The 14,451-nt window shown below is 33.7% G+C and carries 15 protein-coding genes; 6 read left to right on the top strand and 9 right to left on the bottom strand.

Going from position 1 to position 14,451, the window contains the following annotated elements:
• Positions 1-6: 6 nt before the first annotated feature.
• From mrdA to purH, 5 genes are all read right to left on the bottom strand, one after another.
• Complete coding sequence (mrdA, locus tag ACIQ2L_RS00675) at positions 7-1,959, bottom strand: penicillin-binding protein 2 (protein WP_396155436.1); 1,953 nt, start codon at positions 1,957-1,959, stop codon at positions 7-9.
• Complete coding sequence (locus ACIQ2L_RS00670; RefSeq protein ID WP_396155434.1) at positions 1,956-2,462, bottom strand: rod shape-determining protein MreD; 507 nt, start codon at positions 2,460-2,462, stop codon at positions 1,956-1,958. Before ACIQ2L_RS00670 ends, mrdA begins: the two co-directional genes overlap by 4 nt.
• Positions 2,455-3,282: a rod shape-determining protein MreC gene (gene mreC, locus ACIQ2L_RS00665; RefSeq protein ID WP_396155432.1), complete on the bottom strand. Its 828-nt coding sequence runs from the start codon at positions 3,280-3,282 to the stop codon at positions 2,455-2,457. The genes ACIQ2L_RS00670 and mreC overlap by 8 nt, the downstream gene beginning before the upstream one ends.
• Positions 3,283-3,388: 106 nt before the next feature.
• Positions 3,389-4,417 (bottom strand): rod shape-determining protein, encoded by a 1,029-nt coding sequence (locus tag ACIQ2L_RS00660; RefSeq protein WP_121312631.1) that lies wholly within the window; start codon positions 4,415-4,417, stop codon positions 3,389-3,391.
• Between the two features lie 54 nt (positions 4,418-4,471).
• Entirely contained in the window at positions 4,472-5,998 is a 1,527-nt protein-coding gene (gene purH, locus ACIQ2L_RS00655; protein ID WP_396155430.1) for a bifunctional phosphoribosylaminoimidazolecarboxamide formyltransferase/IMP cyclohydrolase, read from the bottom strand.
• A 175-nt stretch (positions 5,999-6,173) separates the two neighbouring features.
• Here purH and ACIQ2L_RS00650 point away from each other — a divergent pair, with 175 nt between their 5' ends.
• On the top strand, positions 6,174-7,427 hold the full coding sequence (locus tag ACIQ2L_RS00650) for an ABC transporter permease (RefSeq protein WP_396155428.1): 1,254 nt from the start codon (positions 6,174-6,176) through the stop codon (positions 7,425-7,427).
• Positions 7,428-7,482: 55 nt separating this feature from the next.
• On the opposite strand, the gene ACIQ2L_RS00645 is transcribed toward ACIQ2L_RS00650, so the two are convergent.
• Together ACIQ2L_RS00645 and nadE are read right to left on the bottom strand one after the other, a co-directional pair.
• The gene (locus ACIQ2L_RS00645; protein WP_396155426.1) at positions 7,483-8,112 is read right to left on the bottom strand and encodes a LuxR C-terminal-related transcriptional regulator; all 630 of its coding nucleotides are present in this window, start codon (positions 8,110-8,112) and stop codon (positions 7,483-7,485) included.
• Positions 8,113-8,182: 70 nt separating this feature from the next.
• Positions 8,183-9,001, bottom strand: a complete 819-nt coding sequence (gene nadE / locus ACIQ2L_RS00640) for an NAD(+) synthase (RefSeq protein WP_396155424.1) — start codon at positions 8,999-9,001, stop codon at positions 8,183-8,185.
• Between the two features lie 96 nt (positions 9,002-9,097).
• Here nadE and gldB point away from each other — a divergent pair, with 96 nt between their 5' ends.
• From gldB to ACIQ2L_RS00625, 3 genes are read left to right on the top strand one after another with little or no spacing between them, the layout of a single operon-like run.
• Positions 9,098-10,063, top strand: coding sequence for a gliding motility lipoprotein GldB (gene gldB / locus ACIQ2L_RS00635; protein WP_396155422.1), 966 nt, complete (start codon positions 9,098-9,100; stop codon positions 10,061-10,063).
• Positions 10,056-10,388, top strand: a complete 333-nt coding sequence (gene gldC, locus ACIQ2L_RS00630; RefSeq protein ID WP_396155421.1) for a gliding motility protein GldC — start codon at positions 10,056-10,058, stop codon at positions 10,386-10,388. Before gldB ends, gldC begins: the two co-directional genes overlap by 8 nt.
• Before the next feature lie 40 nt (positions 10,389-10,428).
• A complete protein-coding gene (locus ACIQ2L_RS00625) occupies positions 10,429-11,016 on the top strand; it encodes a hypothetical protein (protein ID WP_396155419.1) in 588 nt (195 codons plus the stop codon).
• A gap of 269 nt (positions 11,017-11,285) precedes the next feature.
• On the opposite strand, the gene yihA is transcribed toward ACIQ2L_RS00625, so the two are convergent.
• Together yihA and ACIQ2L_RS00615 are read right to left on the bottom strand one after the other, a co-directional pair.
• Positions 11,286-11,906 carry a ribosome biogenesis GTP-binding protein YihA/YsxC gene (gene yihA / locus ACIQ2L_RS00620; RefSeq protein WP_396155418.1) on the bottom strand — a complete coding sequence of 207 codons (621 nt, stop codon included), beginning with the start codon at positions 11,904-11,906 and terminating at the stop codon, positions 11,286-11,288.
• Between the two features lie 41 nt (positions 11,907-11,947).
• A complete protein-coding gene (locus tag ACIQ2L_RS00615; protein ID WP_396155416.1) occupies positions 11,948-12,712 on the bottom strand; it encodes an alpha/beta fold hydrolase in 765 nt (254 codons plus the stop codon).
• 380 nt (positions 12,713-13,092) lie between these two features.
• Here ACIQ2L_RS00615 and mraZ point away from each other — a divergent pair, with 380 nt between their 5' ends.
• Together mraZ and rsmH are read left to right on the top strand one after the other, a co-directional pair.
• Positions 13,093-13,566, top strand: a complete 474-nt coding sequence (gene mraZ, locus ACIQ2L_RS00610; protein WP_396155414.1) for a division/cell wall cluster transcriptional repressor MraZ — start codon at positions 13,093-13,095, stop codon at positions 13,564-13,566.
• Positions 13,541-14,449 (top strand): 16S rRNA (cytosine(1402)-N(4))-methyltransferase RsmH, encoded by a 909-nt coding sequence (gene rsmH, locus ACIQ2L_RS00605; protein ID WP_396155412.1) that lies wholly within the window; start codon positions 13,541-13,543, stop codon positions 14,447-14,449. Before mraZ ends, rsmH begins: the two co-directional genes overlap by 26 nt.
• The last annotated feature ends 2 nt before the right edge of the window (positions 14,450-14,451 follow it).

The raw sequence follows: 14,451 nt of genomic DNA, 5'->3' as shown, positions 1-14,451 counted from the left end.
AGGAGATTAATTTCCCTGTGAGTCTTTTTGTTTAATTTGTGGTTTTTCAGATTTTACTTCTGGTTTTATTGTTGGTGCTTTTACACCCGAATCAATTTTAGATTTAAGCGTATCCACAATTGGTTTTGATAAGTATTTATTGTATTCCGCTTGTAAACTTCCTTCCAACATTCTTTTTTCTAAATCGGTTCTTGTAATTTTCTTTTTGATGTATTTTTCAATCATTAAGCTGGTAATCGGACCAGCCCAACGTGATCCCCAATATCCGTTTTCAACAAATACTGCAATCGCAATTTTTGGATTATCTTTTGGAGCAAATGCCACAAAAATAGAGTGATCTTGAAGTTTTACTCTTTTTCCGTTGATTTTCGCAAAGTTCTCGGCTGTTCCGGTTTTTCCGCAAATTTCGATACCCTCAACATTTAATCCGTGTGCGGTTCCTAAATTATAAACGTCGAATAATCCGCTAATCATCGGTTCAAAATATTTCTTATTTACCGTTGTAACATGTTTAGTTCTAAATTTCTTATCGATAACACTGCCTTTTATTTTTTTAATAATATGAGGTGTGTAATAGTATCCTCTATTGGCAACAGTTGCAATCATATTGGCTAACTGAATTGGTGTCATCAGAACTTCGCCTTGTCCAATGGCATTTGAAACGATAGTTTTACTAGACCAGCCCCAACCAGGATACATTTTTTTGTAAGTTTTAGAAGTTGGAAGACTGCCCTTTTTTCCTGTAGGTAAATCATAACCCATAAATTGACCTAAACCAAAACTTTTTAAGTGATTGCTCCATACGTCAACCCCTTTTGGTGGATTTCCATATTTGTCGATTGTTTTCATGTAGGAACTCGAAAAGAATGTATTACATGACTCGTATATTCCTCGGTGTAGTTGTAAACCTCCACCATGACAGTGACACTTCATAAAACGTCCTGGAGCATAACTAAAACCATGACGACAGAAAAAAGTCGAAGTCTCGTCTATAGCGCCTTCTTGTAAGGCTACTAAACCTGTTAATATTTTAAAAGGTGAACCTGGCGTATATTCAGCTAATAAACCTCTGTCATAAAGCGGCTTTGCAATAGAATCATGATAAAGCATCGTGTAGTTTTTAGAACGTTGTCTTCCAACTAAAATGGCAGGATCATATGACGGAGCCGTAATCAAAGCCAAAATTTCTCCAGTTTTAGGTTCAATAGCCACAATTCCGCCACGCTTATTGATCATTAATTCTTCACCATATTTTTGAAGTTCAGCATCAATAGAAAGCGTAATGTCTTTTCCTTGCACTGCTATAGTGTCAAATTTCCCTTCTTTATAAGAACCAATTTCCCGATTGTACTTGTCTTTCTGAATGTACTTTACACCTTTTACACCTCGCAAAAAGTCTTCGTAACTTTCTTCAACACCTTGACGCCCAATTAAATCGCCACTATTGTAATATTTATTTTTTTCGATTATTTTGTCATTTACCTGAGTAATAAAACCGAAGACGTTAGCGCCGTAAGCTATCTGATAATCTCTAAGAGCACGTTTTTGAATATAAAAGCCATTAAATTTTCTTTCTATTTCCTGAAAAGCCGCATACTCTTTTTTGTTAAGTTGCGACAGGAAAACCGAAGGAAGTCTTGGACTGTATACTTTTGCTTTAGCAATTTTATTAATGAATTCTTCTTTTGTGATTTTAAGTAATGAACAGAATTCAATAGTGTCTAGCGTTTTGACATCTTTTGGGATAACCATAATGTCATAGGAAGGTTGATTGGCAACTAATAGTTTGCCATTTCGATCATAAATATAACCCCGTTCTGGATAGTCGTAACTAATTTTAATCGCATTGTTATCTGATTTTAACTTTAAGGTAACGTCAATTACCTGAAGATAAAAAAGCCGTAATACAAGTAAAATTGTGGCAATGAAAATAATTGTAGGCAACAAAACTTTTCTCATCGTTTGCGTGGCTTAATGATGTAGATTATGATAATGCATGTGAGAATTGTGAAAATCGTACTAAAAACAGTTCGTACTAAAATATCCCAAAGAAAAGTAATTTTGAAAACTTCAAGTACAAACAGTACAAAGTGATGTAATACAACAGCAATCAATAGAAATGAAAATCGTTCCGGAGTTAATACATCATTAAGTTTAACAGTTTGATATTCGTAACTTAAACCAAAAGAAAATTTAAATATAGCGGGTCTGTAATAGGCAAGTACTAAACAAGCTGCAGCATGAACGCCACCAGAATTCCAAAACATATCCATTAGTAATCCTAAGAAAAAACTAGCTACTAATAAACCGCTTTTGTTTCCGTTTACAGGATAAAGAATAATGAAAAGTATGTATGGAAATGGATTTATAAAACCAAAAAGATCAATCCTATTGAATAGGAAAACCTGTGCTGCAAGCAAAAAGATAAAGCGGGCGATATTAGCTAATAATGCACTATTCATCTTTCTTACCTTGATTTTCTAAATTTTCAATTTCTTCAGCGTCTTTTTGTTTAATAATATACACATGACCTAAATTAGTCATATCATTAAATAACTTAATATTTAGCGTATAATAATTAGTTTCTTCGTCAGTGTATACATTTTCAATAGTTCCGATACCAATATTTTCAGGGAAGATGGTAGATTGTTCCCCAGTAACGATAGTGTCGCCTTTTCGAACGCTTGCCAAACGAGGTACATCAATCAGCTGAACATAACCAGTGCTTTTTCCGTTCCAGTTTAGTGTGCCAAAGTGATTTGATTTTTTAATCTTCGCATTGATTTTTGAATTCACATTCAAAATGCTGATAACTGTTGCAAAATTTTTAGAGGTGTTATCAATGATTCCAACAATTCCGGCGCTGTTAATTACACCCATATTTGGTTTTATACCAGAAGCCACACCTTTATTAATTGTCAGGTAATTTTCGAGAGTGCTATAGGTATTCCGAATTACTTTAGCTACAATAATATTGGTTTTTTTAACTCCTTTAATCGAATCAATCTGAGGGAGTTTTGTGGTATCTTTTAAATTAAAAAGAATCGATTTTAAACGCGCATTTTCTTGGGCTAATTCTTCATTTTGAGCTTTTAAACCGAAATATTCATCAACAGCATTAACCCTTTGATAAATTCCACCCGTAAAGAAATTGGCAGAGCTAATAATTTTACTTTTGTGATAAGAATGCGACTGGATGGTTAACGAAAGGGATATTATCAAAAGCAGCAAAAACAGTAAGCGATTACTGTTTTTTAGTAAAAAATTAAAAATTTGCTGCATCGTAAAAAATTAAAATTTTTAAAAAAAATAAAATCTCAAAATCCAAATTCCAAAGCAACATCTTAAAATCTCTATATTGGAATTTGCAATTTATTTTATTTGGAATTTATTTAATAAGTATGCTTCTGAATTTTGGTATGTTTTTAAGCGCCATTCCTGTTCCTCGAACTACAGCTCTTAATGGATCTTCTGCAATATAAACCGGTAAATCTGTTTTTTGAGAAATACGCTTGTCTAATCCTCTTAACATTGAACCTCCACCAGCAAGATAAATTCCGGTGTTGTAAATATCTGCAGCTAATTCAGGAGGTGTTTGCGATAACGTCTCCATAATAGCATCTTCGATCCGTTGTATCGATTTGTCTAATGCTTTAGCGATTTCTCTATACGATACCTCTACTTGTTTTGGCTTTCCAGTTAATAAATCTCGCCCTTGAACGGACATGTCATCTGGAGGTGTTTCTAAATCGTCTGTAGCTGCTCCAATAGTAATTTTGATTTTCTCTGCCGTGCTTTCACCCACAAATAAGTTGTGTTGCGTTCTCATGTAATACACGATGTCATTTGTAAAAACGTCACCTGCAATTTTAACCGATTTATCACAAACAATTCCGCCAAGCGCAATTACTGCAATTTCTGTAGTTCCTCCACCGATATCAACAATCATGTTTCCTTTTGGTTGCATTATATCGATACCAATTCCAATTGCTGCAGCCATCGGTTCATGAATTAAGTATACTTCTTTTCCGTTTACACGTTCACAACTTTCTTTTACTGCACGCATTTCTACTTCTGTTATTCCGGATGGAATACAAACTACCATTCGAAGTGCTGGTGTAAACATTTTTTTCTTTAGGGCCGGAATGCTTTTAATGAACATGCTAATCATTTTTTCAGACGCATCAAAATCGGCAATAACCCCATCTTTTAAAGGACGAATGGTTTTTATATTTTCATGAGTTTTCCCTTGCATCATGTTGGCTTCTTTTCCAACAGCAATAATTTTCCCCGATATTCGATCTCTAGCAACAATTGAAGGGCTATCAATTACAACTTTATCATTGTGTATTATTAGAGTATTTGCGGTACCAAGGTCAATAGCGATGTCCTCAGTCATGAAATCAAAAAATCCCATAGGTTTTTGTAGGGTTTAATGTTTATAAAATTTTAACGCACAAAGTTAATCAAATTAATGTTTGAAATGACGTGTTCCGGTAAATACCATTGCAACTTTATTTTCGTTACAAAAATTAATACTCAATTCATCTTTTATTGATCCACCAGGTTGAATAACAGCAGTTATACCTGCGTTGTACGCCATTTCGACACAATCCGGAAAAGGAAAAAAAGCATCACTTGCCATCACGGCACCATTCAAATCAAAACCAAAAGTTAATGCTTTTTCAATCGCTTGTTTTAAGGCATCTACTCTGGAAGTTTGACCCGTTCCTGAAGCTACTAATGTACTGTTTTTTGCAAATACAATGGTGTTTGACTTCGTATTTTTACAAACTTTTGAAGCGAATAATAAATCGTCAATTTCCTGCTCGGTCGGAGCCTCATTTGTCACGATTTTTATATCTTCTTTTGAGTCGGTAATCGTATTTCTGTCCTGAACTAACAATCCGTTTAAACAAGTTCTCACCTGACTATTTGGCAAATCCACTTCGTGCTGAACTAATATTATCCTGTTTTTCTTTTCAGATAAAATTGCCACCGCTTCTTCATCAAATTCAGGAGCAATCACAACTTCACAAAAAAGCGAATTTATTTCTTTGGCTGTCGCCGAATCTATGGTGGAGTTAGCAATCAAAACCCCACCAAAAGCGGAAGTTGGATCACAGGATAAAGCTGCCAAATAAGCATCTTTGATGTTTTTTCTTGTGGCCAAACCGCAAGCGTTGTTGTGTTTTAAAATGGCAAATGTTGGTTCATTGTTTTTGAACTCTAAAATCAGATTTACCGCTGCATCAACGTCTAGTAAATTGTTATACGATAATTCTTTGCCGTGTAATTTGGTAAACATGTTATCAAATTCGCCAAAGAAAAATCCTTTTTGGTGTGGATTTTCTCCATATCTCAATATTTGACCATCGGCTATACTAGTTTTAAAATACGATTCATCTGTATTGAAATAGTTGAAAATTGCTGTGTCATAATGCGAAGAAACATGGAACGCTTTTGTTGCTAAAAGTCTTCTTTGTTCTAATGTTGTTTCGCCGTTTTGTGAAGAAATCAAATCTAACAACATGTCATATTCATTGACTGAAGCTACAATAACAGTATCTTTAAAGTTTTTTGCGGCTGCTCGTATCAATGAAATACCACCTATATCTATTTTCTCAATAATATCTGCTTCATTTGCTCCTGAGGCAACTGTTTTTTCAAACGGATATAAATCGACTATTACCAAATCAATTTGCGGGATTTCAAATTCTCGCATTTGTTGCACATCCGTTTCGTTGTCTTGACGGTTTAAGATTCCCCCAAAGATTTTCGGGTGCAACGTTTTTACCCTTCCGCCAAGAATTTCAGGAAAAGAAGTAACATCCTCTACAGGTACTACAGGAATGCCCAAATTAGTAATAAACTCCTCTGTTCCTCCAGTTGAATAAATAGTAACGTTTTGTTCCTGTAGTTTGCGAACGATTGGCTCCAAACCCTCTTTTGAAAAGACAGAAATCAGCGCCGATTTGATAGTTTTTGTAGTACTCATTGTGTAGTTGTATTTAAACTCACAAAAGTAGTTTTTTTGAATCTCAACATGATTCAGATTTTCAACTTTTTTGTAACAATATTCATTTTTTTTACACCAATAATCCAATCAATAAAAAAATAGTGATATTCATTATTTTTTATAGAAATTTACCAAATCAAATAATTAGCAATACATGTTACTCTACTTAAGACTGCTTAAAGAAAGTTTTGCTTTTGCAATGAATGCATTACGCAATAATAAATTGAGAACGATGTTGTCTTTACTCGGGGTCACCATTGGAATTTTTTCAATTATCGCTGTTTTGGCAGCAGTGGACTCTTTAGACAGAAAAATAAAAGCAGATTTAAGTACATTAGACAAGAATACCATTTATTTAACCAGTCAATCATTTGGACCAAGTGATATTCCACGTTGGAAAAGAGAGCAATTTCCAAACGTTAAATATGAAGAATATCAATTTTTAAAAATCTCTTTGTCTAATGTTGAAAACTCTTGCTTTCAATACTTCTCAAATTCACAGAACATAAAATTCGAATCGAAAACGATATCAAATGTAAATGTTGTTCCGGTAACTTTTGAATTTGTTGATGTTCAAAGAATGGAATTTGCCCAAGGGAGATTTTTTAATGAATTGGAGTCAAACTCAGGCAAACAAGTTGTAATTGTTGGTTTTGATATTGCAGAACAACTTTTTGAAAATGCTGATCCTATTGGAAAAACGGTTCGAATATATGGAAAACGTTTTACCGTTATTGGAGTAACAAAAAGGAAAGGGTCAGGTATGGATATTGGTGGTGGTGATGATACTTCAGCCTTCTTTCCATCTAGTTTTCTTAGAAGTTTGTATGGAGATAATAATCCAAATGTTTTGCCAGTAATTGTAATTAAACCAGAAAAAGGAGCAGACATGGCTGCGTTGAAAGGAGAAATTTCTCAAAAGCTACGTAATTTAAGAGGTGTAAAGCAAGGAGAGATCGATAATTTTTTCATCAACGTACTATCAGGATTTACAGATTTGATTGATGGCGTGATTTCTAACATGAAATTCGGAGGTTGGATTATCAGTTTATTTTCTCTTTTGGTTGGAGGCTTTGGAATAGCAAATATTATGTTTGTTTCTGTTAAAGAGCGAACCAATTTAATTGGAATTCAAAAGTCATTAGGTGCCAAAAATAAGTTTATTCTTTTCCAATTTTTGTTTGAAGCGGTTATTCTTTGTGTTATTGGTGGAATTGTAGGATTGCTTTTAGTTTGGATAACGGCACTCATTTTAACCAAAGTATTAGATTTTGATTTTGTACTGGGTCTAGGAAATATTATTCTTGGAACTAGTTTAGCTGCATTTATAGGATTGATTGCAGGAATCCTTCCAGCTATTTCTGCTTCGAAATTAGATCCTGTGGAAGCAATTAGAAGCGGAATGTAATTATAGTGAATACGTTGTAAAATAAAAAACTCCGCAATTGCGGAGTCTTACTTTTTTAAACAATCTCTAATGTTTTGGCTTTATTAACAAGGTCAACTAAGTTCGTTACATTAAGTTTCGTCAAAAGGCGAAGCTTGTAAGTACTAATGGTCTTTTCGTTAAGGGCTAAAATTTTAGCAATTTCATTGTTTTTTTTGCCATCACTTAGGAAGCGAAGTACTTCAATTTCTCGATTAGAAAGCTTGCGATACAAACGTTCCGATTTGTTTTGTTTAGCAATCAATGCTAAACTTTTCTTGATCTCGTCATTTAGAATAATTTGCCCATGACTTACTTTGACAATAGCAATTCCTAAATTTTCAAGCTTTGATGTCTTATGAACATAACCTGCACAACCTGCTTTAATGGCGTTTGGTGCGTAGATCTGCTCAGACAAGCTACTAAAAACGATAACTTTAGTTTTTGGAAAATTTTTAATGATAGACTTAAGTTCATAAATACTTTTTAATCCTTCAAGCTCTAAATCGATAATTAAGACGTCAATTTCTTTGTTTCTTAAAGCATCTGGAACCATAAAAAAGTTTCCTACGTTTGAAACGATGTTTATCTCAGGATGATCCTTAAAATAAGCTTTCATTCCGAAGTGTACTACGGGAAAGTTATCGGCAATACATACATTTATCATAATTGTGGTTTTTGATAAAAATTAATAGAAGTTATTTACAAAGTTAAATAAATATATTCAAAAGTTGTTATTATTTTACACAATTTTTGCATTCCATGGGTATCAAACACAAGGGAATTGGGTTCATTTTATGTTGATTTATAGCATTCAATTTACTGTAAATCTCAAACACTTCTTTTTCTCTTCCCATGAAGTTTTCTGCTTTTTTATTCTTTTCTGCTTCGAGCATTGCCCATTCTAATTCATCATAACTTGCTCCTATTTGTTCCTCATCGGTTCTTGAATCGCCAAACAAACCGTCGGTTGGAGCAGCATTTTGAATTGATTCAGGGATTTTTAAATAGGCACCCAACGCATATACATCACTTTTCATTAAATCCGCAATCGGACTCAAATCGACTCCGCCATCGCCGTATTTAGTATAAAACCCAACGCCAAAGTCTTCGACTTTATTTCCTGTTCCAGCAACTAACAATCCTTGAATTCCCGCAAAATAATACAAAGTAGTCATCCGTAATCTTGCTCTTGTATTTGCCAATGCTAAATCTAATTTTGTATTATCATTACTACTAGGTACATTGCTTTTAAACGTTTCAAAAACGGTTGTCAAATCAGACGCAACACTGCTCACATTTGGAAAACGCTTTTTTAATTGCTCAATATGTTCTCTTCCTCGACTTACTTGCGAGTTATGCTGATGAATTGGCATTTCTAAACATAAAGTTGTTAATCCTGTTTGCGCACATAAAGTTGAGGTTACTGCCGAGTCTACGCCTCCCGAAATTCCGATGACAAAACCATTTACATTTGCATTTTGCGCATACTCTTTCAACCATGAAACAATCAACGTGTTTACTTCCCCTACCTTAATAGTGCTTTTTTTTGCCATTTGTTATGAATTTTTTTAGAAACTGCAATGTATATTTGCAAAAGTAAAAAAATCATAAGATTTTTAAGTTGGTTTATGGATTAAATATCATATAAAATGAAAAAATATCTAGTTTTTCTTTTGATTGTTGTTGCTTTTTTTTCTTGTGATAAGAAATCGAAAGTAGAAAAAGCGGTTGAAGAAATTCCGTTAGAACTAAAAGTATATCGTTTTGACAAAGCCTTTTTTGAAACACCTCCAAATGAGTTGCCAAACTTAAAAGCGGAATATCCTTTTTTCTTTCCTAAAGGAGTTTCGGATAGTGTTTGGATCGAAAAAATGCAAAATCCACAATGGAGAGAGTTGCATCAAGAAGTAGAGAAAAAATACAATGATTTTGGAAAACAGACTTCAGAAATAGAAGACTTATTTAAACATATAAAGTATTATTTTCCTAAAGCTACAATGCCCAAAGTCTATACTGTTATAGCGGAAATGGATTATAATAACAAAGCTATTTATGCTAATGATAAATTAATTATTGCGTTAGAATTATATCTTGGATCCCAGCATAAATTTTATGAATTTCCAAAGTATTTGGAACAAAATTTTGAAGAAAGACAAATGATGCCCGATATTGTTACGAGTTTTTCTCTTGGAAAAATTCCGCCTCCAATAGAGAAGACCTTATTAGGTGAAATGATTTATTACGGCAAACAGTTATATCTTAAAGATGAGTTATTGCCCGAATACAATGATGCCGAAAAAATAGGGTATCTGCCAGAACAAATAATATGGTGTCAGGAAAACGAAAGCTACATTTGGCGCTATTTTATTGAAAAAGAATTATTATACAGTACCGATTCTAAATTGCCTAATCGGTTTACCAATTTGGCCCCTTTTTCTAAATTTTATTTAGAAATTGATAACGAATCTCCAGGCAGAGTTGGGCAATGGACTGGCTGGCAAATTGTCCGTTCGTATATGCAAAATAATGAAGTTACGTTGCAAGAAATGCTAAAAATGGATACTAAAGAACTATTTGAAAAATCAAAATACAAACCCAAAAAGACCGATGAGTAAAACGATAACTTCTGAAATAAAGTTCCTAGTTGAATTAGATGAAAACCGAGTTCCCGAAAAACTAACTTGGTCAGCACAAGATGGTGGTGTAGAACTTGAAGAAGCCAAAGCAATGATGCTTTCTATTTGGGACGGCAAAGTTCAAGAAACACTTCGTATTGATTTGTGGACCAAAGACATGCCAGTTGATGAAATGAAACTCTTTTTTCATCAAACCTTAGTGGCGATGGCTGATACGTTTCAACGTGCCACACAAGATGAAAAAATGGCGGACACCATGAAAGATTTCTGTGATTATTTTGCTGAGAAATTGGAATTAAAATAATAGTTCCTACATTTGGCAAACTAATTTTAACAATCCAATTATGAAATTTTTTTTAAAAGGAGTGCTTTTAGCTTCTGCATTTCTACTTTTTTCTTGTAGCAGTAGTGATGATGGTGGGTCAAATGGTGACTGTGATTCTGACATTACTTTTTTGCAAACAGGTAAAACACTTAAGTACTCCATTTCTCAATTCGGATTTCCGGCTGGAGGAATGAAACTGGAATTTGGTGGCTGTAACGGAAACGGTGTTTTTTCGGTGACAAGAAGGTTTTTTGATGTCAATAATGCGCAAACAAGCTCGCAAGTTGATAAAATAAAAATCAATGGAGCCTATATGGAAATTGATGTTGCCAATACAACCGAGGTTTTTTGGGAAAGACTTTTCAAGAAAAATGCTCAATTAAATGACGTTTGGAGTGATACCAGAGCCGATGGAACTGTATATACTCGTGAAATTATTGATATGGATTCAATTGTTACAGTGCCTGCAGGAACATTTAATTGCAAAGTTTATAAGCAGACTTCCTCAACTGCGATCGGAGAAAATTATATTTTTTGGAACGATGAGGTTGGTGAAATTATGGAAGAATCATTATTACTGACATTGAAACTAACAGAATACAACTAATAAAAAAGCGGTCATTTGACCGCTTTTTTATTTAAAATGTATATCCGATTCTAAATGAAAATTAATAGCAATTTATTGTCAACTTGAACTCCAATGCCTAAACCAAGTTCGCTTCTTAAACTCATTTCATTTGACAATCGGGTTTCGTAAAGTAACCAAACGTTAAGAATTTCGAAAATTGAATTTTCAACAGAAATAATTTTTTTGGGAAAATGCAAATGTTAAAATGAGCAAAATGGTTAATTTGAAAAATTTTCCTTATCCAATTATTAAAACTCATTAAAACTTTTAAAAACCTCCTCGTTCACGCTATCTATATAACCTAAAACAGTATCTCTACCAATACTTTCAGTAGCCGAGGTCACAAAATGCTGAGGCATTTCTTCCCAGTTATTAGCTAGTAGTGCTTTTCGGTACCCAGCAATGTTCGAGTCAATTTTACCTTTACTTATTTTATCGGCTTTGGTAAAAATGATACAAAAAGGAACTTCTATTTCTCCCAAATAGGTGATGAATTCCAAATCAATTTTTTGAGCTTCCAGTCTAATATCAATTAAAACAAAAGCACAAACCAATTGTTCTCTTTTCTCAAAATAATCAGTGATAAACTCCTGAAAAACTTCTTTGGTTCTTTTCGAAACGCGAGCATAACCATAACCAGGTAAATCAACTAAAAACCAATTGGAGTTGATTTTAAAGTGATTTATTAACTGCGTTTTTCCCGGTTTTCCCGATGTTTTTGCCAAATTTTTATGATTGGTCAGCATGTTGATTAAAGAGGATTTACCAACATTAGAACGACCAATAAAAGCATATTCAGGCAAACGTTCAAGTGGACATTTGCTTACATCTGAATTGCTGATTATAAATTCGGCAGTGTTAATTTTCATAATTATTTTAAAAATAAAAGCCCTTTAAAAGGACTTTTTGATTATAAGTGGGCTTTTTTCAACCATTTATGAAGCAATCGATTAAACTCATCGGGATGCTCCATCATCGCTGCATGTCCGCATTTTTCAATCCAATATAATTTTGAATTTGGCATCAACTTATGAAATTCTTCTGCTACTTCAGGAGGAGTAACTTGGTCATTTTCACCCCAAATAAGACATGTTTTAATATGCATTTTTGGCAAATCTTTTGCCATATTATGACGAATAGCACTTTTGGCAATGGTCAAGGTTTTTATCACTTTTATTCTATCATTTACAACTGAAAACACTTCGTCAACCATTTCTTTTGAAGCTACTTTTGGGTCATAAAAAACTGCTTCTGCTTTTTTCTTGATATATTCGTAATCGCCACGTTTCGGGTAACTATCTCCCATAGCACTTTCGTATAGTCCGGAACTTCCCGTCAGTACGAGTCCTGCAACTTTCTCAGGATATACTTTGGCATGATACAAAGCAATATGTCCACCAAGAGAATTTCCCAAAAGAATTACGCGGTCAAAACCCTTAAAATTGATAAAGTCTTTCACATATTTTGCAAAAGCCTTGACATTAGTTTTTAATATGTTTTGAGAATAAAGGGGTAACTCTGGAATGACTACTTTGTAGCCATGAGTAGAGAAATAGTTTGCAACTCCATTAAAGTTACTTAATCCACCCATCAATCCGTGAAGGACTACTATTGGCGTGCCTTCTCCGGCTTCAAAATACGAGTATCGCCCTTCTTTAATATGTTTTCCTTCCATGTTCTTTTTTTGACTTTTACATCGGCAACAAATATATGATTTTATACATAACAACCCATTCATGTTTGGTTTATTTAATGTTATAATCAAGAATTTATCTACACTCTTCAGATTCTTATAAAGCATTCAATATCAACAAGAATGAAAATAGTTTCAACACAAATTGAGAAAACTAAAATTTTAAAGATACATAATTATGACCCTATTTACTGTCATTTTTCAGGATTTAGCAATGGTCTTAGATAAATACTAATGCAAGGTTTTGCTGAGTTTTTAAACGAAAATGGGTTGAAATGGTAAAACTTATTAACAAAGTGGTATTATGTGGTAAATTGTGGTAAATTATTTTATATTTTTGCTCATAACGAAACCAAAACCAATTGAATACCATAATCGGAACATATGAATGTAAAGTTGATGCTAAAGGAAGATTGATGATTCCTTCAGCGTTGAAGAAGCAACTTGCCAGTTCTATTCAAGACGGCTTTGTCTTGAAGCGTTCCGTTTTTCAACCTTGTTTAGAATTGTATCCAATGACAGAGTGGAATTTGATGATGCAAAAAATCAACAAATTGAACCGCTTTATAAAGAAAAATAATGATTTCATTCGACGTTTTACCGCCGGTGTAAAAGTGGTAGAGGTTGATGATTTAGGAAGATTGTTAATTCCAAAAGATTTGGTGGCTTTTAGTAAAATATCAAAAGACATTGTACTGTCTTCAGCAGTGAACATCGTTGAGATTTGGGATAAAGAGTTGTACGAAAAGTCAATTGCCGGCGATGATATTGATTTTGCTGATTTGGCTGAAGAGGTAATGGGAAATACTAATGATGATGGAGACTGCATATCATAACCCTGTTTTACTGAAAGAAACTGTCGATGGATTGAATATCAAACCTGATGGAATTTATGTAGACGTGACGTTTGGTGGTGGCGGACATTCTAAAGAGATTTTAAAACGATTAGGACCAAACGGAAAACTATTCGGATTTGATCAAGATGAAGATGCTTTTACAAACGCTTTTGCTGACGAAAGATTTGTATTAATCCCAGAAAACTTTAGGTATATCAAGCGCTTTTTGAGGTTTCATGGTGTAAAAAGTGTTGACGGAATTTTGGCGGATTTAGGTGTTTCATCGCATCAATTTGATGTTCCAGATAGAGGTTTTTCTACTCGATTTGATGCTGATTTGGATATGAGGATGAGTAAAAAAAATGAATTGGATGCCTTCAAAGTAGTGAACGAATACGATGAAGTTCATTTAAAGAAAGTTTTTTCAGATTACGGAGAGTTGAAAGTGGCTCCAGCAATAGCTAGAACAATTATAGAAGCAAGAGAAAATAAAGCGATTGCCACAACAGATGATTTAAAAATGGTATTGTCAAAATACTTGCCAGAGCAATTCAAAAATAAAATTCTGGCTCAAATCTATCAAGCGATCCGAATTGAAGTAAACCAAGAAATGGATGTATTAAAAGAGTTTTTAGAACAATCTCTTGAAATATTAAAACCTGAAGGAAGGTTAAGTGTGATTTCGTATCACTCGCTCGAAGACAGATTAGTTAAACGTTTTATGAAAAACGGATTATTTGAAGGAGAACCAGAACGTGACTTTTTTGGGAATTTTTCAGTTCCGTTTAAAAGTATAGAAAAATTAATTGTGCCTAGCGAAGCGGAAATAAAAAGGAACAACAGGGCAAGAAGTGCAAAACTAAGAGTTGCTGAGAAAAAATAGAA

This window comes from Flavobacterium sp., assembly GCF_044369455.1.
Lineage (GTDB): Bacteria > Bacteroidota > Bacteroidia > Flavobacteriales > Flavobacteriaceae > Flavobacterium.
This window is presented reverse-complemented; position numbering and strand designations above follow the sequence as displayed.